Origin of the sequence: Streptomyces sp. A0642, from assembly GCF_004795105.1 — a bacterium.
In the GTDB taxonomy this organism is placed as follows: domain Bacteria; phylum Actinomycetota; class Actinomycetes; order Streptomycetales; family Streptomycetaceae; genus Streptomyces.
The window spans coordinates 230,462-245,254 of sequence record NZ_SSBL01000002.1; the positions used below are offsets into that span (position 1 = coordinate 230,462).

The 14,793-nt window shown below is 71.5% G+C and carries 13 protein-coding genes and 3 tRNA genes; 6 read left to right on the forward strand and 10 right to left on the reverse strand.

Annotation, left to right across the window (positions count from 1 at the left end; all coding sequences use genetic code 11):
- Positions 1–63 precede the first annotated feature (63 nt).
- Positions 64–861 (forward strand): VOC family protein, encoded by a 798-nt coding sequence (locus tag E6R60_RS04630; RefSeq protein WP_136325111.1) that lies wholly within the window; start codon positions 64–66, stop codon positions 859–861.
- A 48-nt stretch (positions 862–909) separates the two neighbouring features.
- On the opposite strand, the gene E6R60_RS04635 is transcribed toward E6R60_RS04630, so the two are convergent.
- A complete protein-coding gene (locus E6R60_RS04635) occupies positions 910–2,181 on the reverse strand; it encodes an MFS transporter (RefSeq protein WP_136325112.1) in 1,272 nt (423 codons plus the stop codon).
- 307 nt (positions 2,182–2,488) lie between these two features.
- Here E6R60_RS04635 and E6R60_RS04640 point away from each other — a divergent pair, with 307 nt between their 5' ends.
- Positions 2,489–3,283 (forward strand): DoxX family protein, encoded by a 795-nt coding sequence (locus E6R60_RS04640; RefSeq protein ID WP_136325113.1) that lies wholly within the window; start codon positions 2,489–2,491, stop codon positions 3,281–3,283.
- 89 nt (positions 3,284–3,372) lie between these two features.
- On the opposite strand, the gene E6R60_RS04645 is transcribed toward E6R60_RS04640, so the two are convergent.
- The 6 genes from E6R60_RS04645 to E6R60_RS04670 form a co-directional block, all read right to left on the reverse strand.
- Complete coding sequence (locus tag E6R60_RS04645; RefSeq protein ID WP_136325114.1) at positions 3,373–4,968, reverse strand: MFS transporter; 1,596 nt, start codon at positions 4,966–4,968, stop codon at positions 3,373–3,375.
- Positions 4,969–5,184: 216 nt separating this feature from the next.
- Positions 5,185–5,655: a MarR family winged helix-turn-helix transcriptional regulator gene (locus tag E6R60_RS04650; RefSeq protein WP_136325115.1), complete on the reverse strand. Its 471-nt coding sequence runs from the start codon at positions 5,653–5,655 to the stop codon at positions 5,185–5,187.
- 530 nt (positions 5,656–6,185) lie between these two features.
- Entirely contained in the window at positions 6,186–7,019 is an 834-nt protein-coding gene (locus E6R60_RS04655) for an alpha/beta hydrolase (protein WP_136325116.1), read from the reverse strand.
- A 104-nt stretch (positions 7,020–7,123) separates the two neighbouring features.
- Positions 7,124–7,960, reverse strand: coding sequence for an alpha/beta hydrolase (locus tag E6R60_RS04660; protein ID WP_136325117.1), 837 nt, complete (start codon positions 7,958–7,960; stop codon positions 7,124–7,126).
- Positions 7,961–8,365: 405 nt separating this feature from the next.
- Positions 8,366–9,547, reverse strand: a complete 1,182-nt coding sequence (locus E6R60_RS04665) for a beta-lactamase family protein (protein ID WP_240802392.1) — start codon at positions 9,545–9,547, stop codon at positions 8,366–8,368.
- Between the two features lie 170 nt (positions 9,548–9,717).
- The gene (locus tag E6R60_RS04670; protein ID WP_136325118.1) at positions 9,718–10,191 is read right to left on the reverse strand and encodes a DNA starvation/stationary phase protection protein; all 474 of its coding nucleotides are present in this window, start codon (positions 10,189–10,191) and stop codon (positions 9,718–9,720) included.
- Between the two features lie 296 nt (positions 10,192–10,487).
- On the opposite strand from E6R60_RS04670, the gene E6R60_RS04675 reads away from it, so the two are divergent.
- Both E6R60_RS04675 and E6R60_RS04680 read left to right on the forward strand, forming a co-directional pair.
- Entirely contained in the window at positions 10,488–11,093 is a 606-nt protein-coding gene (locus tag E6R60_RS04675; protein ID WP_136325119.1) for a TetR/AcrR family transcriptional regulator, read from the forward strand.
- Positions 11,094–11,372: 279 nt separating this feature from the next.
- A complete protein-coding gene (locus tag E6R60_RS04680; RefSeq protein ID WP_136325120.1) occupies positions 11,373–11,714 on the forward strand; it encodes a beta/gamma crystallin domain-containing protein in 342 nt (113 codons plus the stop codon).
- Positions 11,715–12,205: 491 nt separating this feature from the next.
- Here E6R60_RS04680 and E6R60_RS04685 read toward each other — a convergent pair.
- From E6R60_RS04685 to E6R60_RS04700, 3 genes are all read right to left on the reverse strand, one after another.
- Positions 12,206–12,279 (reverse strand) — tRNA-Ile (locus tag E6R60_RS04685).
- A 236-nt stretch (positions 12,280–12,515) separates the two neighbouring features.
- Positions 12,516–12,588: transfer RNA gene (locus tag E6R60_RS04695), tRNA-Asn, on the reverse strand.
- A gap of 5 nt (positions 12,589–12,593) precedes the next feature.
- Positions 12,594–12,666: transfer RNA gene (locus tag E6R60_RS04700), tRNA-Asn, on the reverse strand.
- A gap of 180 nt (positions 12,667–12,846) precedes the next feature.
- On the opposite strand from E6R60_RS04700, the gene E6R60_RS04705 reads away from it, so the two are divergent.
- Positions 12,847–13,146 carry a YtxH domain-containing protein gene (locus E6R60_RS04705; RefSeq protein WP_136325545.1) on the forward strand — a complete coding sequence of 100 codons (300 nt, stop codon included), beginning with the start codon at positions 12,847–12,849 and terminating at the stop codon, positions 13,144–13,146.
- Between the two features lie 66 nt (positions 13,147–13,212).
- Positions 13,213–14,658, forward strand: a complete 1,446-nt coding sequence (locus tag E6R60_RS04710) for an FGGY family carbohydrate kinase (protein ID WP_136325122.1) — start codon at positions 13,213–13,215, stop codon at positions 14,656–14,658.
- Positions 14,659–14,793: the final 135 nt, after the last annotated feature.

Here is a 14,793-nt window from a genome sequence, read left to right on the forward strand (position 1 = left end):
AGGACGGGCGAGGGATGGCTAGCGTGTTCAAGGGGCCATTCACACCTGAGGAGATGACCGGTCATGGCCGCAGAACCGGAGGGCACTCCGTGCTGGGCAGACGCGACGTTCGGCGACCTCGAAGGAGCGAAGCGCTTCTACGGTGAGGTGCTGGGCTGGACATACGGCGAGTCGCTGCCCGAGTTCGGCAACTACACGCAGGCCCACGTGGACGGCAAGGCGGTCGCCGCGCTCATGCCGCCCGTCCCGGGCCAGGACGTACCGGCGGCATGGTGTCTGTACTTCGCGTCGCCGGACGCCGAGGCCACGGCCGCGAAGGTGCGGGAGAACGGCGGCACGGTCCTGGTGGAGCCGATGCGGGTCGGTGAGTTCGGCACGATGGTGCTGGCGAGCGATCCGGGCGGGGCCGCCTTCGGGGTGTGGCAGGCCGGTACCCATGAGGGGTTCGAGGCCAGGACGGTACCCGGCGCCTACGCCTGGGCCGAGGTCTTCACCCGGGAGCCGGAGAAGGCGGACGCCTTCTTCCCGGCGGTCTTCGGATACGGCGTCAAGCGCATGGACGACGACGCGGTCGACTTCGCGCTGTACGACCTGGGCGCGGACCCCCTCCTCGGCCGGATGAAGATGACCGACGAGTTCCCGGCCGAGGTGCCGCCGCATCTGAACGTGTACTTCACCGTCGCGGACTGCGACGCCGCGGTGGAGAAGGCGAAGTCGCTGGGGGCGGTGCTCCGGTTCGGCCCGATGACGATGCCGTTCGGCCGGTTCGCCGCGCTGACCGACCCGCAGGGCGCCGCGTTCTCGCTGATCGACGGCACGACGACCGAGGGCGAGAAGCCCAAGCTCAAGGACGTGTCCTGAACGGACGCCTGGAGGAACGTTCTTGAGCGGTCGCCCGGCGGCGCCGGATCAGGCGTCGGGTTCGCGCGCGTCGTAGCGCGCGAACCCGGGCCACCGCAGCGCGAGCAGCCCGACCGCGGCCACGCACGCGATCCCGCCGCCGGTCACGGCGAGGCCCGGGGACGCCAGGTCGGCGACGGACCCGGCCAGGAAGTCCCCGAGCCGCGGGCCGCCCGCCACGACCACGAGGAACACACCCTGGAGCCGGCCCCGCATCTCGTCGGGGACGGCGGCCTGGAGCATGGTGTTGCGGAAGACCATGCTCGTGGTGTCGGCGGCGCCGGCGAGCGCGAGGAAGACCAGCCCGAGCCAGAGCTGCCGGGTCAGTCCGAAGACTGCGATGGCGGTGCCCCAGCTCGCGACGGCGAGCAGCACGGCGAGCCCGTGCCGCCTGATCCGTCCGAGCCAGCCGGAGAACACTCCGCCGAGCAGCGCCCCGAGGGCGGGGGCGGCGACCAGCAGGCCGGTGGTCTTCGCGTCGCCTCCGTACCAGAGCACCGCGACCACGGGGAACAGGGCGCGGGGGTGGGCGAACACCATGGCGCACAGGTCCGTGAGGAAGGTCATCCGCAGCTGGGGCCGGGTGCCCAGGAACCGCAGCCCGTCCCTGACGGAGGCGCGCTTCGCGTCGCCGGTCTTCTCCTCGCCCCGTTCCGGCAGCATCGGGGGCAGCCGCCACATCGCGTACAGCGAGGCCGTGAAGGTGAGCGCGTCGACGCCGTACGCGGCACGGTAGCCCCACCAGCCGACGATGAGCCCGCCGAGCATCGGTCCGACGAGCATGCCCGTCGTGCCGGTGATGGAGTTCAGGGCGTTGGCGGCGGGCAGTTGCCCGGCCGGCAGCAGCCTGGCGATCATCGAGCTGCGGGCGGGCGAGTTGAGCGCGAAGCAGACGGCCTGGAGGGCGACGACCCCGTACAGCAGCCCGACCCGCTCCACCCCCGCGACCGTGACCGCCACCAGCGCCACCGACAGCAGGAACGACCCGAAGGCGCTGACCAGCCCCAGTTTGCGCCGGTCGAGCGTGTCCGCGACGGCTCCGCCGTACAGCCCGAAGACGACCAGGGGCACGAGCGAGCAGAATCCGATGAGTCCGACGGAGAAAGCCGAGCCGGTGAGGTCGTACACCTGGAGCGACACGGCGAGCGAGGTCATGCCCTGGCCGACCCAGGAGACCGTGTTTCCGAACCAGAGGCGCCGGTAGTCGGGGGAGAGCCGCAGCGGGGTCAGGTCGGCGAGTATGCGGGTGCGGGATACACCGGGTTCGGTCGTTTCGGTCACGGAGCATGGTAACGACCGGAAGCCGGGGCGGGGCCGCCGGTGGGACGGGGGCCACCGACCCCCTCCTGCGCCCCTGCCGGGGCATGACCGGGCAGGGCCGCCGGCGGTCCATCCGTGCGGCGGATGAGCGGCATCCGAAGATCCGATGGCCCAGGGGATTCCCCCCGCGGGCCGGTGACCAGCACAGTGGCGGCTACGCCACCCGGACGCCCCGGTGAGGGTACGTGGCGGTGTCCACGCGGGCACCGCCGCGCGTGCCCGGCACCCGGGCCTCGGCGTTCCCTGTCGGATCCGAGAGGACTCAGCCATGCCTGCCTCGATGTCAACGGCGCTCGCCCACGTACTCGGCGTCACGCCGGCGCACCGTTTCCGAGCGGCGGCACCCTGTGTCGTACGCGTGGCCGGCGGGGCGGTCCTGGCCGTCCACGGGCTGGACAAGCTCATCGAGGGGCCGGCCGGATTCGCCGCCCACCTCGGTGTTCTGGGGGTGCCCGCGCCGACCGTGACGGCCTGGGCCGTGGCCCTGGGCGAGAGTGTCGGAGGGGTCCTGCTCGTCGTCGGTCTCCTCTCCCGCCTCGTGGCGGCCCTGCTGTCCCTGCATCTGATCGCCGCCATCGTGCTGGCGAACTCCGACACGGGATTCATGACCCCGCAGCAGGGCCCGGCGACGGGATCCGGCGCGGAGTTCCCCCTGATGCTCATCGCCGGGTTCGTCGTGGTCCTGCTGGCCGGGCCGGGTCCGCTGGCTCTCGACCGCGTCACCGGGCTGGAACGGGGTCCCGCCGAAGCCGCGACGGCGTCGCCCGCCCCGGCCGCCACCGCGACGTCCGCGGCGAACGCCCTCGCCACGGAGAAGCCCCGCCCCTCGGCTCCGCCTTCGCCGGTACGCGCGTCGCTGACCAGCGGGCTCATCGGCGGCGTGCTCGGAGCCGTGATGAGCGCCCTGGTCAACTACGGGGCGGTGGGCATGCCCGCGAGCGCCGGCGCCAACGCGGGCAACCACGCCGTCTCCGGGCTGATCAGCGGCTTCCTCGCGGGTTTCCTCGGCCTGCTCACGTACCGGCGCAAGCACGCCGGGCCGGCCGACACCGCCTCGCCGTAGGCGGATCGGGCCTCTGCCGGGCCCGTTGGGCCTGTACGGGGAGGAGCCCCGCTGCGTCGCGGGACCACTCCCCGTACAGGCACGCCCTCTCAGTGGCCGGCCGCCTCGGAGCCACGGCGTACCCCGGCGGCGGCCACGAGCGCGCCGAGGACGCACAGCACTCCGGCGACCAGCGCGGCGGTGTGCACGCCGTTCATGAACGCCTGGTGGCTGCCGTCCACGACGGCGGCCCTGAGCTGGGCGGGCATCGTGTCGGAGACGGGTGCGACGCCCATCGCCACGGCGTCCTTCGCCTCGCTCAGACCGGAGGCGGCCCGGGCGGGCGCTCCGGCGGAGGTCAGTTCGGCGGTGAGGGTGGACCCGACCCGGCTGCTGATGAGCGAGACGAGTACGGATGTGCCGAGGGCGCCGCCGATCTGCAGGGCGGTCGCCTGCAGACCGCCCGCCACGCCGCCGTCCTTGACCGGTGCGTTGCCGACGATGGCGTCGGAGGAGGACGACATCACCATGCCCACGCCCAGGCCGAGCGCGATGAACGGCGGCCACATCGTGGCGTAGGACGAGTCGACGCCCCAGCCGAGCATGGCCAGACAGGCGACCGCCTGGAGGGCCATCCCCAGGGGCATGGTCAGCCGCGGCCCGAACCGGCCGGTCAGCGCCGCGCCGAGCGGGGAGGCGACGACGGAGGCGAGGCTCAGCGGCAGCGTGCGCACGCCGGCCTCGACGGGCGTGAAGCCGCGGACGTTCTGGAGGTACAGCATGACGAAGAAGATCACGCCGAGCAGGACGAAGAAGTTCAGCGCGGTGATGACCGTGCCGATGGTCAGCGTCGGGTTGCGGAACAGGCGCATGGGCAGCAAGGGGGCCGTCGCCACCCGGGTCTCGTAGAGACCGAAGGCGAGCAGGATCACCAGCCCGGCGCCGATGGCGCCCAGGGTGCCGCCCGAGGCCCAGCCCCAGCTCTCGCCCTTGACGACCCCGAACACGACGGCGAGCAGACCGAGCGCCAGCAGGACGACGCCCAGGATGTCGAACTTCTCCTCAGCCGCGGCGCCGTTCTTGCTCTGCGGCAGCACGAGGGCGCTGAAGACCAGGGCGAGGACGCCGATCGGGGCGTTGATGTAGAAGACGGACTCCCAGCTGACGTGCTGCACGAGCAGTCCGCCGACGATGGGGCCGAGGGCCGTGGAGACCGAGGAGACCATCGCCCAGATCCCGACCGCCATGCCGAACTTCTTCGGCGGGAAGACCGCCCGGAGCATGCCGAGCGTGTTGGGCATCAGCAGGGCGCCGAAGAAGCCCTGCACCGCGCGGAAGGCGATGACGCCCTCGATGGAGCCCGAGAGGCCGATGGCGACGGAGGAGAGAGTGAAGCCCGCGACCCCGACCAGGTAGAAGGTTCGGCGTCCGAACCGGTCGCCCAGCTTGCCCCCGAGGATGAGCGCGGCGGCGAGGGCCAGCAGGTAGGAGTTGGTGACCCATTGGAGATCGGAGGTGGAGGCGTTGAGGTCCCGGCCGATCTCGGGATTCGCGATGGAGACGACCGAGCCGTCGAGGCCGACCATGAACAGGCCGAAGGCGACGGCGGTCAGGGTCAGCCACGGGTTGGCGCGCCGGCCGCTCGGACGGCCGGCGGGCGGCGCGTGGGTATGCGCGGTGGAGGAGTCGGCAAGGGCGGAAGACATGGATGTGCCAGTTCTCTTTCGAGGGGGAGGTACGACCGCGGGAGGGAGCACGTGGGGACCACGGCGGGGCCCGTGCGGCCGGAAGCCCGGCCGCACGCACGTGCAGCGGCCGGAGCACGGGACAGCCGGCCGCCTGGGGCGGGGTCAGTCGCGGGAGTGACGGTGCCCATGGGGGCCGGGGTCAGGCGCGGAAGTGACGGTGCCGGGGGGCCGGGGTCAGGCGCGGGTGTGAAGGTGCCGGCTGAGCGCGGAGAGCGCACCCACCGCCGAACCGAGGGCGGCACGCTCGCCCTCGGTCATCGCGCGCAACGCGCGCGCCACGTGAGCGGCCATCACGTCCTGGACCTCGGCCAGACGCTGCCGCGCGGTCGGGGTCAGACGCAGATGGACGACCCGCTTGTCGGCAGGGTCGGGCAGACGCTCCAGCAGTCCCCGCTCGGTGAGTTGGGTGACCAGGGCGCTGACGTTGTTGGGCTTCATCAGCAGCACTTCGGCTGCCGCGCGCACAGTGGTCCCGTCGTGGGCCTGCACATGGCGGAGCAGCGCGAGCTGGGCGTCGGGCGGCTTCGGGTACGGAAACTCACGTCCGACCTGCCGGTCGAGAGCCCGGGCCAGCGCAGGCAGGGACGCCGCGAGGCCGGTGGCCATGCGGTCGAGGTCCTGCGCGGAAGGGGCGTGCTCGGGCATACGCGCAGCCTAAGTATGAAGCTATAGGTATGTCAACATACCTGCCCCTCTCCGGAGGGGTGCCCGCCTCGGGGGCGCTGTGCGGTCGCGCCACGGCGACGGGTCGGTCCGGGGCCGTGCTGGTGCCGGGCCGTCTCCGGAACGCCGGGCTCCCCATCCCCGCCAGGCCCCCGTCCGCGCCCGGCTCCGAGAAGCCCGAAGCGGCGCGGTCGACGCCGCGCCCGGCGTCCGTCGGAGGACTACGACCGAACGCAACACGTCAGCCCTGCGCATGCGTGCGAACCGGCGAGACGCCCGCCCCGTGAGGTGGGCAGGCGTCTCGTGTCGGAGCGTCAGGCCGGACGATGTCCGGGCCCGGCTGTCCGGTCGTGCTTCCGCGCTCACGCGCGTCGGCCCCTGTCACCGGCTCGACGGCATGCCTCCCGCGGCTCATGGTCCCGCGGTGGGGCAGCGGGGGTACGGCTCGGCTTCCCGCCCGGTGCGTAACCGGCCGCGTGCCGCCTCGCGGCAGGTGAGGCGTCGGCCGCCGGTCACTTGGCGAGGAACGCGAGGAGGGCGTCGGTGACTTCCTGGGCGTGGGTCCACAGCAGGCCGTGGGGGGCGCCGTCGATGACCACGTAGTCGGCCTGCGGAAGTGCCTCGTGGAAGCGCTCTCCGGTGGCCTCGATGGGCAGGATGCGGTCGGCGGTGCCGTGCAGGATCAGCGTCGGCACGTCGATCTTGGGCAGGTCGGCACGGAAGTCGGTGGACCAGGTGGCCACGCAGGCCAGGGAGGCGTACGAGGAGGCGCCGGCGGCGACGTTCCAGCTGTTGCGGACGGCTTCCTCGCTGATGCGGGTGCCGAGGTTCTCGTCGAGGTTGTAGAAGTCCTCGTAGAACGCGGTGAAGTAGGCGTAGCGGTCCGCGGTGACGGCGCCTTCGATGTCCTTGAAGATGGTGCCGTCGACACCGCCGGGGTTGTCGTCGGTCTTCAGGAGGAACGGTTCGAGGGAGGCGAGGAAGGCGGCCTTGGCGACCCGGGCGGAGCCGTAGGTGCCCAGGTAGCGGCCGACCTCGCCGGTGCCCATCGAGAAGCCGACCAGAACGACGTCCTCGAGGTCGAGGGTCTCCAGGACCACGTTCAGGTCGGCGGCGAAGGTGTCGTAGTCGTAGCCGGTGGTCGGCTGGCTGGAGCGGCCGAAACCGCGCCGGTCGTACGTGATCACGCGGTAGCCGGCCGACAGGAGCGCGGCGGACTGCTTCTCCCACGAGTGGCCGTCGAGCGGGTAGCCGTGGATCAGCACGACCGGCTGTCCCGTGCCGTGGTCCTCGTAGTACAGCTCGATGCTGGTGGAGTTTTCCTGGTCGACGGTGATGAACGCCATGGTGGTTGCTGCCTTCCGGTGAGAATGCGTCTGATCGTGCCGTGCCCGGCCGGGCACGGCCGTGCGGTGGGGTGGGGCAGGTGACAGGGCGGAGCCGCCGGCCGTCACACGGTGCGGGCCGCCTGCTCGACGATGCGGGTGACCGCGTCGGGGCGGGATACGGACACCGCGTGCGACGCGTCGATGGTCGTCGTGCGCGCCTCGGCGCGGGCCGACATGAAGCGCTGCGCCGCCACCGGGATGTTGCGGTCCTCCGTGGTCACCAGCGACCAGGAGGGGATCGTCTTCCAGGCGGCCTCGGTGGACTTCTCCTCCAGGGCGGCGGCGGCGATCGGGCGCTGCCCGGCTGCCATGAGCCGGGCCTTGTCCGCCGGCACGTCCGCGGCGAACTGGCCGCGGAACTCCTCCGGCTTGATGTTCACGTCCGCGCCCTGACCACCGTCGGGCAGGGAGTAGTTGACGGACTCGACGGCTTCGCCGAGGGTGCTGCCGGGGAACTTGTTCGTCAGTCCGATCGAGCTCTCGCCGGCGTCCGGCAGGAACGCCGCGATGTACACCAGCGCCTTGACCTTGTCCTCGAGGCCGGCGGCGGCCTGGCTGATGACGGTGCCGCCGTAGGAGTGACCGACCAGGACCACGGGCCCGTCGATGTGGTCGAGGACACTGCGCAGGTAGGCGGCATCGGTCGCCGGACCCCGCAGCGGGTTGGCGGCGGACACCACCGGATAGCCCGCACGCTGCAGTCGGGTGACGACACCGTCCCAGCTCGCGGCGTCGGCGAAGGCTCCGTGTTCGAGCACGATGGTCGGACGTGTCGGGTGGTGGGGCGCCGCGCCGGCGGTACCGGGCAGGGTGAGGGCGGCGACGGACAGTCCTACGGCCGCGGTGACACCGAGCAGCGCGGATCTGCGGGTCGGGCGGGCCAGACGGGTGATGCGCATGCGTGAAATCCCTCTTGGTCGTTGATGGTCCTGGATGGACCGTGCAGGCGGAGAAGGCCGGTGCGTTGGCGGGACAGGGCCCCGAGTCACCTGGCCGGTGCGTGAGTTCGCCACGTCCGGCCCGTGCTGAGCGATCAGCACGGATCGGAGTGCTGGTGGCCGCCGGGGGCAGCGGCGCGGAGAGCGGCTGCCTGCCTGCGGCTCGAGTGGAGCGGGGCCTCGCTCTCACCCGGTCACCGGAGTGGAGCGCCCTTCATCTCGTACGACGACGGGACGGCCGGACCGGTTCACCCGGAATGAGCCGCTCGTTCGCGGACACCGGATGGGCCGTGGGGGACGGTCACCGGCTCCGCGGTGCCGCTGTTCGTCCCGCCGCCCGAGGAAGAGCCGGGGACCGGGCGCACCTCAGTCGGTGGATGCCAGGGCTTGGTAGACGTGCTTGATGTAGCTGTGGGTGCGTTCCGAACCGAGGAGTCCCTCGCCCACCCGGTTCATCGTGTACGAGAACGTGACGCGCCGGTCGAGGTCCATCATGACGATCGAACCGCCCCGGCCGACCCAGAAGCAGATCCTCCCGGTGGGCATGTGCGGCATGGTCCTCTCGTCGGCGAGTGCGTAGCCCATGCCCCAGCGGACGGGGACGCCCAGGAACAGGTCGACCCCGTCGGCCTGTACCTCGAACACCCGGTCCACGGTCTCCGCGGAGAGGAGCCGGTGGCCGTTCACCCGGCCGCCCCGTGAGATGACGGAGAGGGCACGGGCCATACCTCGTGCGTTGCCATGCCCGTTGACGGCTCCGAGTTCGGCGGAGCGCCACTGCGGGGTGTCCACGTGCTCGTCACGGGCGGGGCTCCCGATCAAGGTCCTCATGAAGATCCCCTCGGGATCGACGCCGGCGGGTATACCGGAGAGCGGCGAGGGGGCCACCAGATCAGCGATACGCGGCCAGTCGGCCCGACGGGCACCGATCTGGACGTCGGCTTGTGCCGGCTTGGCGATCTCGGTGCCGACGAACTCCCTCAGAGTGCGGCCGCTGACCCGACGGACAAGCTCTCCCACCAGCTGCCCCTGAGTCTGCACGTGGTAGCCCGATGCGGATCCGGGCTCCCACCAGGGCGCCTGCGCGGCCAGCCGGGCACTCGCGGTGGGCCAGTCGTACAGGTCTTCCACGGAGAAGGGCTGCTCCCAGCCGGAGAGTCCCGAGGTGTGGGCCAGGACGTGCCGCACCTCGATGTGCTCCTTCCCCCGGGCGGCGAACTCGGGCCAGTAGTGCGCGACCGGGCGGTTGGGATCCAGTGCGCCCCGGTCGATGAGGACGAGGGCCGCGAGACTGGTGAGGGTCTTCGTGGTCGACCACATGCTCACCAACGTGTCCCGGTGCCACGGAACGGTCCGCGCTTCGTCCGCGTGGCCACCCCACAGGTCGACTTCCATGACCCCGTCCACATCGACGGCGATCGACGCCCCCAGCTCCTCGCCGGCTTCGAGGTGCGCCGACAGCGCCGCTCGTACCGGTTCGAACCGGTCAGTGCTCGTTCCCTCGACGGCCATGTTCTTCTCCACTCCGGACGACAACCGTTCGCTCACTCAACGGGCGGAACCTCACAACGGTTCACACATCGCCGCAGGTCATGACATCTGTTCACATGCCCGCTCCCTCAGGGGCCGGTGACGGAGCCCGTCCCAGGCCGCGGACCGCAGGCCGCAGACCAGACCCCCGACCCCCGACCCCCGACCCCCGACCCCAGGAAGATCGGTCAGGCCCGGTTCTCCGCCTGGAACATCCAGCTCTGCTTCTCCAGGTCGGCCGTGATGCCGATGAGGAGGTCCTCGCTGACGACATCCACCGCGCCCATCTCGACGATTCGCTTCCGCAGCCTCCCGGTCACGGCCGAGAGCGCGTGCACCAAGGCCTCGACGGCGTCGCCGTCCTTGGTCCAGCCCGACGGAAAAGTGGGGACCCCGCTGGTTCCCGCGATGGTCGCGGCCCGTCCGTCCGGGCTGACGCCCAGGGCGGCCGCACGCTCGGCCACGGTGTCGGCGTGGTCCCTGGCGAGGGTGGCGGCCTCGTCGAGCTGGACGTGAACCGAGCGGAAGCGCGGGCCGTACAGGTTCCAGTGGGCCTGCTTGGCCACCAGTGACAGGTCGAGAAGGTCGGCCAGGGTCGCCTGCAGCGCCGCACCCGCGGTCTCGCGGTCGCGCTCCGGCAGAGGGTTGTTGATGACCGGCATGGGAGTGCGGTCCTTTCGTGAAGGGCGCCGGCGTCCTGCTCGCGGCCGTCGGCGGCTGCCGTCCCGGAAACGTGCCGCAGCTCGTCTCCGTGGGGTGCTGATGAACCCGACGCTTGGAACGGCGGGAACCCTCCGTGGGTTCAGCCCGTCCGGTACGTGATCCGGAATCGAGCGTGTGCGGGGTTCCGCCACGACGGACCCCGTGTCCACACGTCCCTGACCGCGGCCGAGCGCACCCCGGCCCGGCCCTCGCCCCGTCACCAGTCCGACCACCGCTACCGAACGGGGAACCTCTCATGCGGACGACACCGACAACCCCGGCCCGGGGCCCGTCCCGGCTGAGCGAAGAACGCCGGCGCATCATCTTCACGGCGGTCCGGGAAGTGCTCAAGGACGTGGGCTTCGAAGCACTGACGATGGACCTGGTCAGCGCGAAGGCGCGCACCAGCAAGGCGACTCTGTACCGCCGGTGGTCGCACAAGACCCAGCTGGTGGCAGCGGCCCTCGAACAGAGCGAACGCATCCGTATCGACGCCGTCGACACCGGCACTCTCGCGGGCGATCTGGACGAGGTCGCCGTGAGGGCGGGAGAGGACGGGGGACAGACCGCGCGTCTGCTCTCCTCGATGACGCACGCGGTACGCGGCGACAGCGATCTCGCCGAAGCCCTGCGCAGACATGTCGTCGAGGGACACCTGGAGGCCCTGCGTCTGCTCGTGTGCCGTGCGGTCGAGCGGGGGGAAGTGTCCGGAGACTGTCCCGCCGTCCCCTACTTCCCCCCGTTGGTGCTCGGCGCGATGGTGGGGCAGCGGGCGGTGACGGGAGCAGACCCCGACACGGCCCACCTGCGCGCGTACTTCAGGTCCGTCGTGCTTCCCAGCCTGGACTACCGGCCCTGCTGAGGACCGTGCGACCGGGGCCGTGCCTCGGTCGCACGCGCAGGCTCCCCTGCTTCCGTGCCGCCTTCTTCCCGCTCCCAGGAGGCGGAGGGCCGCTGCCCCGGGAAGAGACGGCTTCCTCCGGAGGGAGATCACGACCGCGTCCGGAGGAGGACGCTCCCGTGATGAACGGGAGTGCCCTTCTCCTCGTTTCGACGAGGGGGCGCGCGTGCGTCCCTGCGATGCCGCCTCGTGCTGTGGCCCTCGGCGGCACCGCACCACCATGGAAGGAACAACTCACCAGTGAAGCGCTTCCTCACACGCCTCGCGGTAGTCGTGGCGGCCGGATCCCTCGCCGTTGTACTGCCTGCCTCGTCGGCGTCCGCCCTCAACCGCGTCGGCTGCTCGGAAATGGGTTACCTGACGATTCACAACGCAGGCGGTTCCCTCTGCTTCGCCAACGCGGGCGTGGAAAGCGTGGCGATCTACGGCGTGGACCAGATCTGGACCGGCAACAACAAGGTGACGTTCGATTACGTGCCGCGGCTGGGCGCACCGGCGACCAGCGCGACCGTCGAGAAGTGGAGTTTCGGGACGGTCACCGGCCAGCCCATCCACAAGATCACGAAGATCAGGGTCTGGTAGCACCCGCCGCCCCGCATGAGGTGACCGCGGGTCCTCGTCAGCGAGGGCGCGGGCACTCGGTTCTGTGACCTGCCGCGCCGCGGAGACGGGGACGCGGCCGGGCGCGGGGCCGGAAGGCAACGGGGCTCCTGGACCGGCGGGCGGGGACGTCGAACACGTCACCCGACGGCCCGGGAGCCCTGCCGCCGCGTTCACCACCCGGCCGGCGGCCACGCGGAGAGGGCTCGCTGACTGGAAGACGTAGGCGCACCGCACCGGGAACCCACGGTCACGCCCAGGAACGTCTGGCACTTCCACGGGAGGTGTGGGGGCGGGTCGCCACGCACGCTCATGCGATCACCCCACCGGGGCGGACCAGACGTATCCGGAGTCCGTGGGTCTGCCGCGACAGCGGTGTTCCGTACCGCGCGACGTGCGCCGAATACCGCACGACACCGGTCGCGCATTCCACGTTGCCCCAGGTCAGAACGATTCTGCCTGGGGATGCTGGGTGGGGCGGGTGGGACTCGAACCCACGGCCGACGGATTATGAGTCCGCTGCTCTAACCGGCTGAGCTACCGCCCCGTCTCGGCGTGGCGCGTACATGTGTACGCGCCGTCTGCCGCAGCATAGCCGGTCATACGATCTCTCGCTCCGACTGCCCGGCTACTCATGACCATGAAGACCGCGCTGTCCGCTGCCCGGTTCCACCTGGGCGCAGGTTGACGCGAAAGAGTCACTCCGGCACCACCCTGACGGGCCCCTCGCGGGCCGGCTCCGGGCATACGAAAAAGGACCCCGCAGGGTCCTCTTCCGTTTCGCTCCCCCGACTGGACTCGAACCAGTAACCCTCCGGTTAACAGCCGAATGCTCTGCCAATTGAGCTACAGGGGATCGCGCTCCCCCGACTGGACTCGAACCAGTAACCTGCCGGTTAACAGCCGGCTGCTCTGCCAATTGAGCTACAGGGGATGGTGGCGTTGCCTCGAACGTACCTGCCTGGCTGCTGCCGGGCGGCGCGCGTTCGCTGCGACACATACATTAGCGCAAGCAGGGGGGTGCTTTGCCAATCGGTATCGCCCGGGGTGATCTCGGGCGTCCGCGGGTAGGCGAGCAGCACACGTCGCACGGAGCGAAGGAAGGGTGGCAGCCATGCGGTACCGGCTCACGTTCATCGCCGGAGTGGCCCTCGGATACGTACTCGGCACGCGTGCCGGGCGCGAGCGTTACGAGCAGCTGAAGAAGTCCGCACGCCAGTTCGCCCAGAACCCGGCCGTGCGCAACACCTGCGAGACGGCGGCCCAGAGCGGCCGTGAGTTCGCCGGGAAGGCGTACCACGCGGTCGAGGAGAAGGTCGGCGACAAGGTGCCGGCGTCGGTGGCCGACCGGGTGCGGTCGCGGCGCGGGCGCGGGGCGAACGGCGAGGACGACTGGGGGACGACCAACACCTGAGTCCACGTCCTCACGTCTGCCGCACCACCGGTCGGGAAACCTCCGGTGGTGCGGCAGAATCTGTGTATGGGCATAGTCGCCGGCTTGGACAGTTCTTCCGCCTTCACGCACATCGTGGTCTGCGATACGGACACGGGTGCCGTACTGCGCCAGGGATACGCCGCACATCCCGTCGACGCGAAGGCCACCGAGGTCGATCCTCAGGCGTGGCTGCTCTCCCTCGGTGAGGCCGCCGCCGGCGGGCTGCTCGAAGGCGTGCAGGCCATCGGGGTGTCGGCGCAGCAGCACGGGCTCGTGCCGCTGGACCACCAGGGCAACCTCGTGCGTCCGGCGCTGCTGGGCAACGACCGGCGGGCGCAGGTCGCCGCGGCCGATCTGATCGACGGGCTCGGCGGGCGGCAGGCCTGGGCGGAGGCGGTCGGGTCGGTGCCGCAGGCCGCTCAGCCCGTGTCGAAGCTGCGCTGGCTGGCGCGGACCGAGCCGGACATGGCGCAGCGGGTCGCCGCGGTGCTCCAGCCGCACGACTGGCTGGTGTGGCAGCTGCTGGGCCGGCCGGCCCGGCGGACCACCGACCGGGGGGCCGCCTCCGGGACGGGTTACTGGTCGGCGGGCACCGCGTCCTACCGGCCCGACCTGGTGGAGCTCGCGCTCGGCCGCCAGGCGGCGCTGCCGGAGGTGCTCGGTCCGGCCGACGCGGCGGGGACGACGCCCGAGGGGCTGCTGATCTCCGCGGGGACCGGCGAGACCATGGCGGCGGCGTTCGGGCTCGGGGTCGCGGTCGGTGACGCGGTGGTGTCGCTGGGGGCGTCGGGTTCGGTGATGGCGGTGCACCACGAGGCGCTGGCGGACCCGACCGGGATGATCACGTCGTTCGCCGACGCGACCGGGATGCACCTTCCGGTGGTCCACACGTCCAACGCGGTACGCGCCCTGCGCGGGACCGCCGAGATGCTGGGGCTGGACGGGCTGGAGGAGCTGTCGGCGCTGGCCCTGAAGTCGACGCCGGGCTCCTCTGGGCTCGTACTGCTGCCGTACCTGGAGGGTGAGCGGACCCCGGACCTGCCGCACACCGCCGGAACGCTGAGCGGGCTGCGGCGTGAGTCGATGAAGCCGGAGCACCTGGCGCGGGCCGCGTTCGAGGGGATGCTGTGCTCGCTGGCCGACGCGCTCGACGTGCTGCGCGGCCGGGGGGTGGAGGTGCGGCGGGTGTTCCTGCTGGGAGCCGCCGCCGAGCTGCCGGCCGTGCAGGGGCTGGCCCCCGCGCTGCTGGGGACCCAGGTGGTCGTGCCGCAGCCGGCCCAGTACGCGGCGCTGGGCGCGGCCCGGCAGGCGGCCTGGGCGCTGGGCGTCTCCCAGGGGAAGCTGGACGGGCGCACTCCCCCGGCGTGGCAGGGCGCCGCGGCGCAGGTGCTGGAGCCGGGCGAGGAGCTGCCGGTCGGACAGGCGGTACGCCAGCAGTACGTGGCGACGCGCGACCAGATCCATCCCGGGGCGTTCGACGGGGTGCGCTGAGGCGACTGCCCTCGGTGACGGTCCCGGCCGCTCGGCCGGGACCCGCCCCCGAAAATGTGGACCGGGTCCGTTTTTTGACCTGGACTTGAATAAAAACGTTCGCTGTCCCGGTGGGCGGTACCCGAAAATGGGTCG

Excerpts from the sequence above, each read along its gene's own strand:
- E6R60_RS04655 (WP_136325116.1), bottom strand. The coding sequence starts at position 7,019 with ATGGCGTTCATCACCGTCGACCAGGAAAACTCCACCAGCATCGAGCTG.
- E6R60_RS04705 (WP_136325545.1), top strand. The coding sequence starts at position 12,847 with ATGCGGTACCGGCTCACGTTCATCGCCGGAGTGGCCCTCGGATACGTA.
- E6R60_RS04650 (WP_136325115.1), bottom strand. The coding sequence starts at position 5,655 with ATGCCCGAGCACGCCCCTTCCGCGCAGGACCTCGACCGCATGGCCACC.
- E6R60_RS04640 (WP_136325113.1), top strand. The coding sequence starts at position 2,489 with ATGCCTGCCTCGATGTCAACGGCGCTCGCCCACGTACTCGGCGTCACG.
- E6R60_RS04675 (WP_136325119.1), top strand. The coding sequence starts at position 10,488 with ATGCGGACGACACCGACAACCCCGGCCCGGGGCCCGTCCCGGCTGAGC.
- E6R60_RS04630 (WP_136325111.1), top strand. The coding sequence starts at position 64 with ATGGCCGCAGAACCGGAGGGCACTCCGTGCTGGGCAGACGCGACGTTC.
- E6R60_RS04710 (WP_136325122.1), top strand. The coding sequence starts at position 13,213 with ATGGGCATAGTCGCCGGCTTGGACAGTTCTTCCGCCTTCACGCACATC.
- E6R60_RS04670 (WP_136325118.1), bottom strand. The coding sequence starts at position 10,191 with ATGCCGGTCATCAACAACCCTCTGCCGGAGCGCGACCGCGAGACCGCG.
- E6R60_RS04645 (WP_136325114.1), bottom strand. The coding sequence starts at position 4,968 with ATGTCTTCCGCCCTTGCCGACTCCTCCACCGCGCATACCCACGCGCCG.
- E6R60_RS04660 (WP_136325117.1), bottom strand. The coding sequence starts at position 7,960 with ATGCGCATCACCCGTCTGGCCCGCCCGACCCGCAGATCCGCGCTGCTC.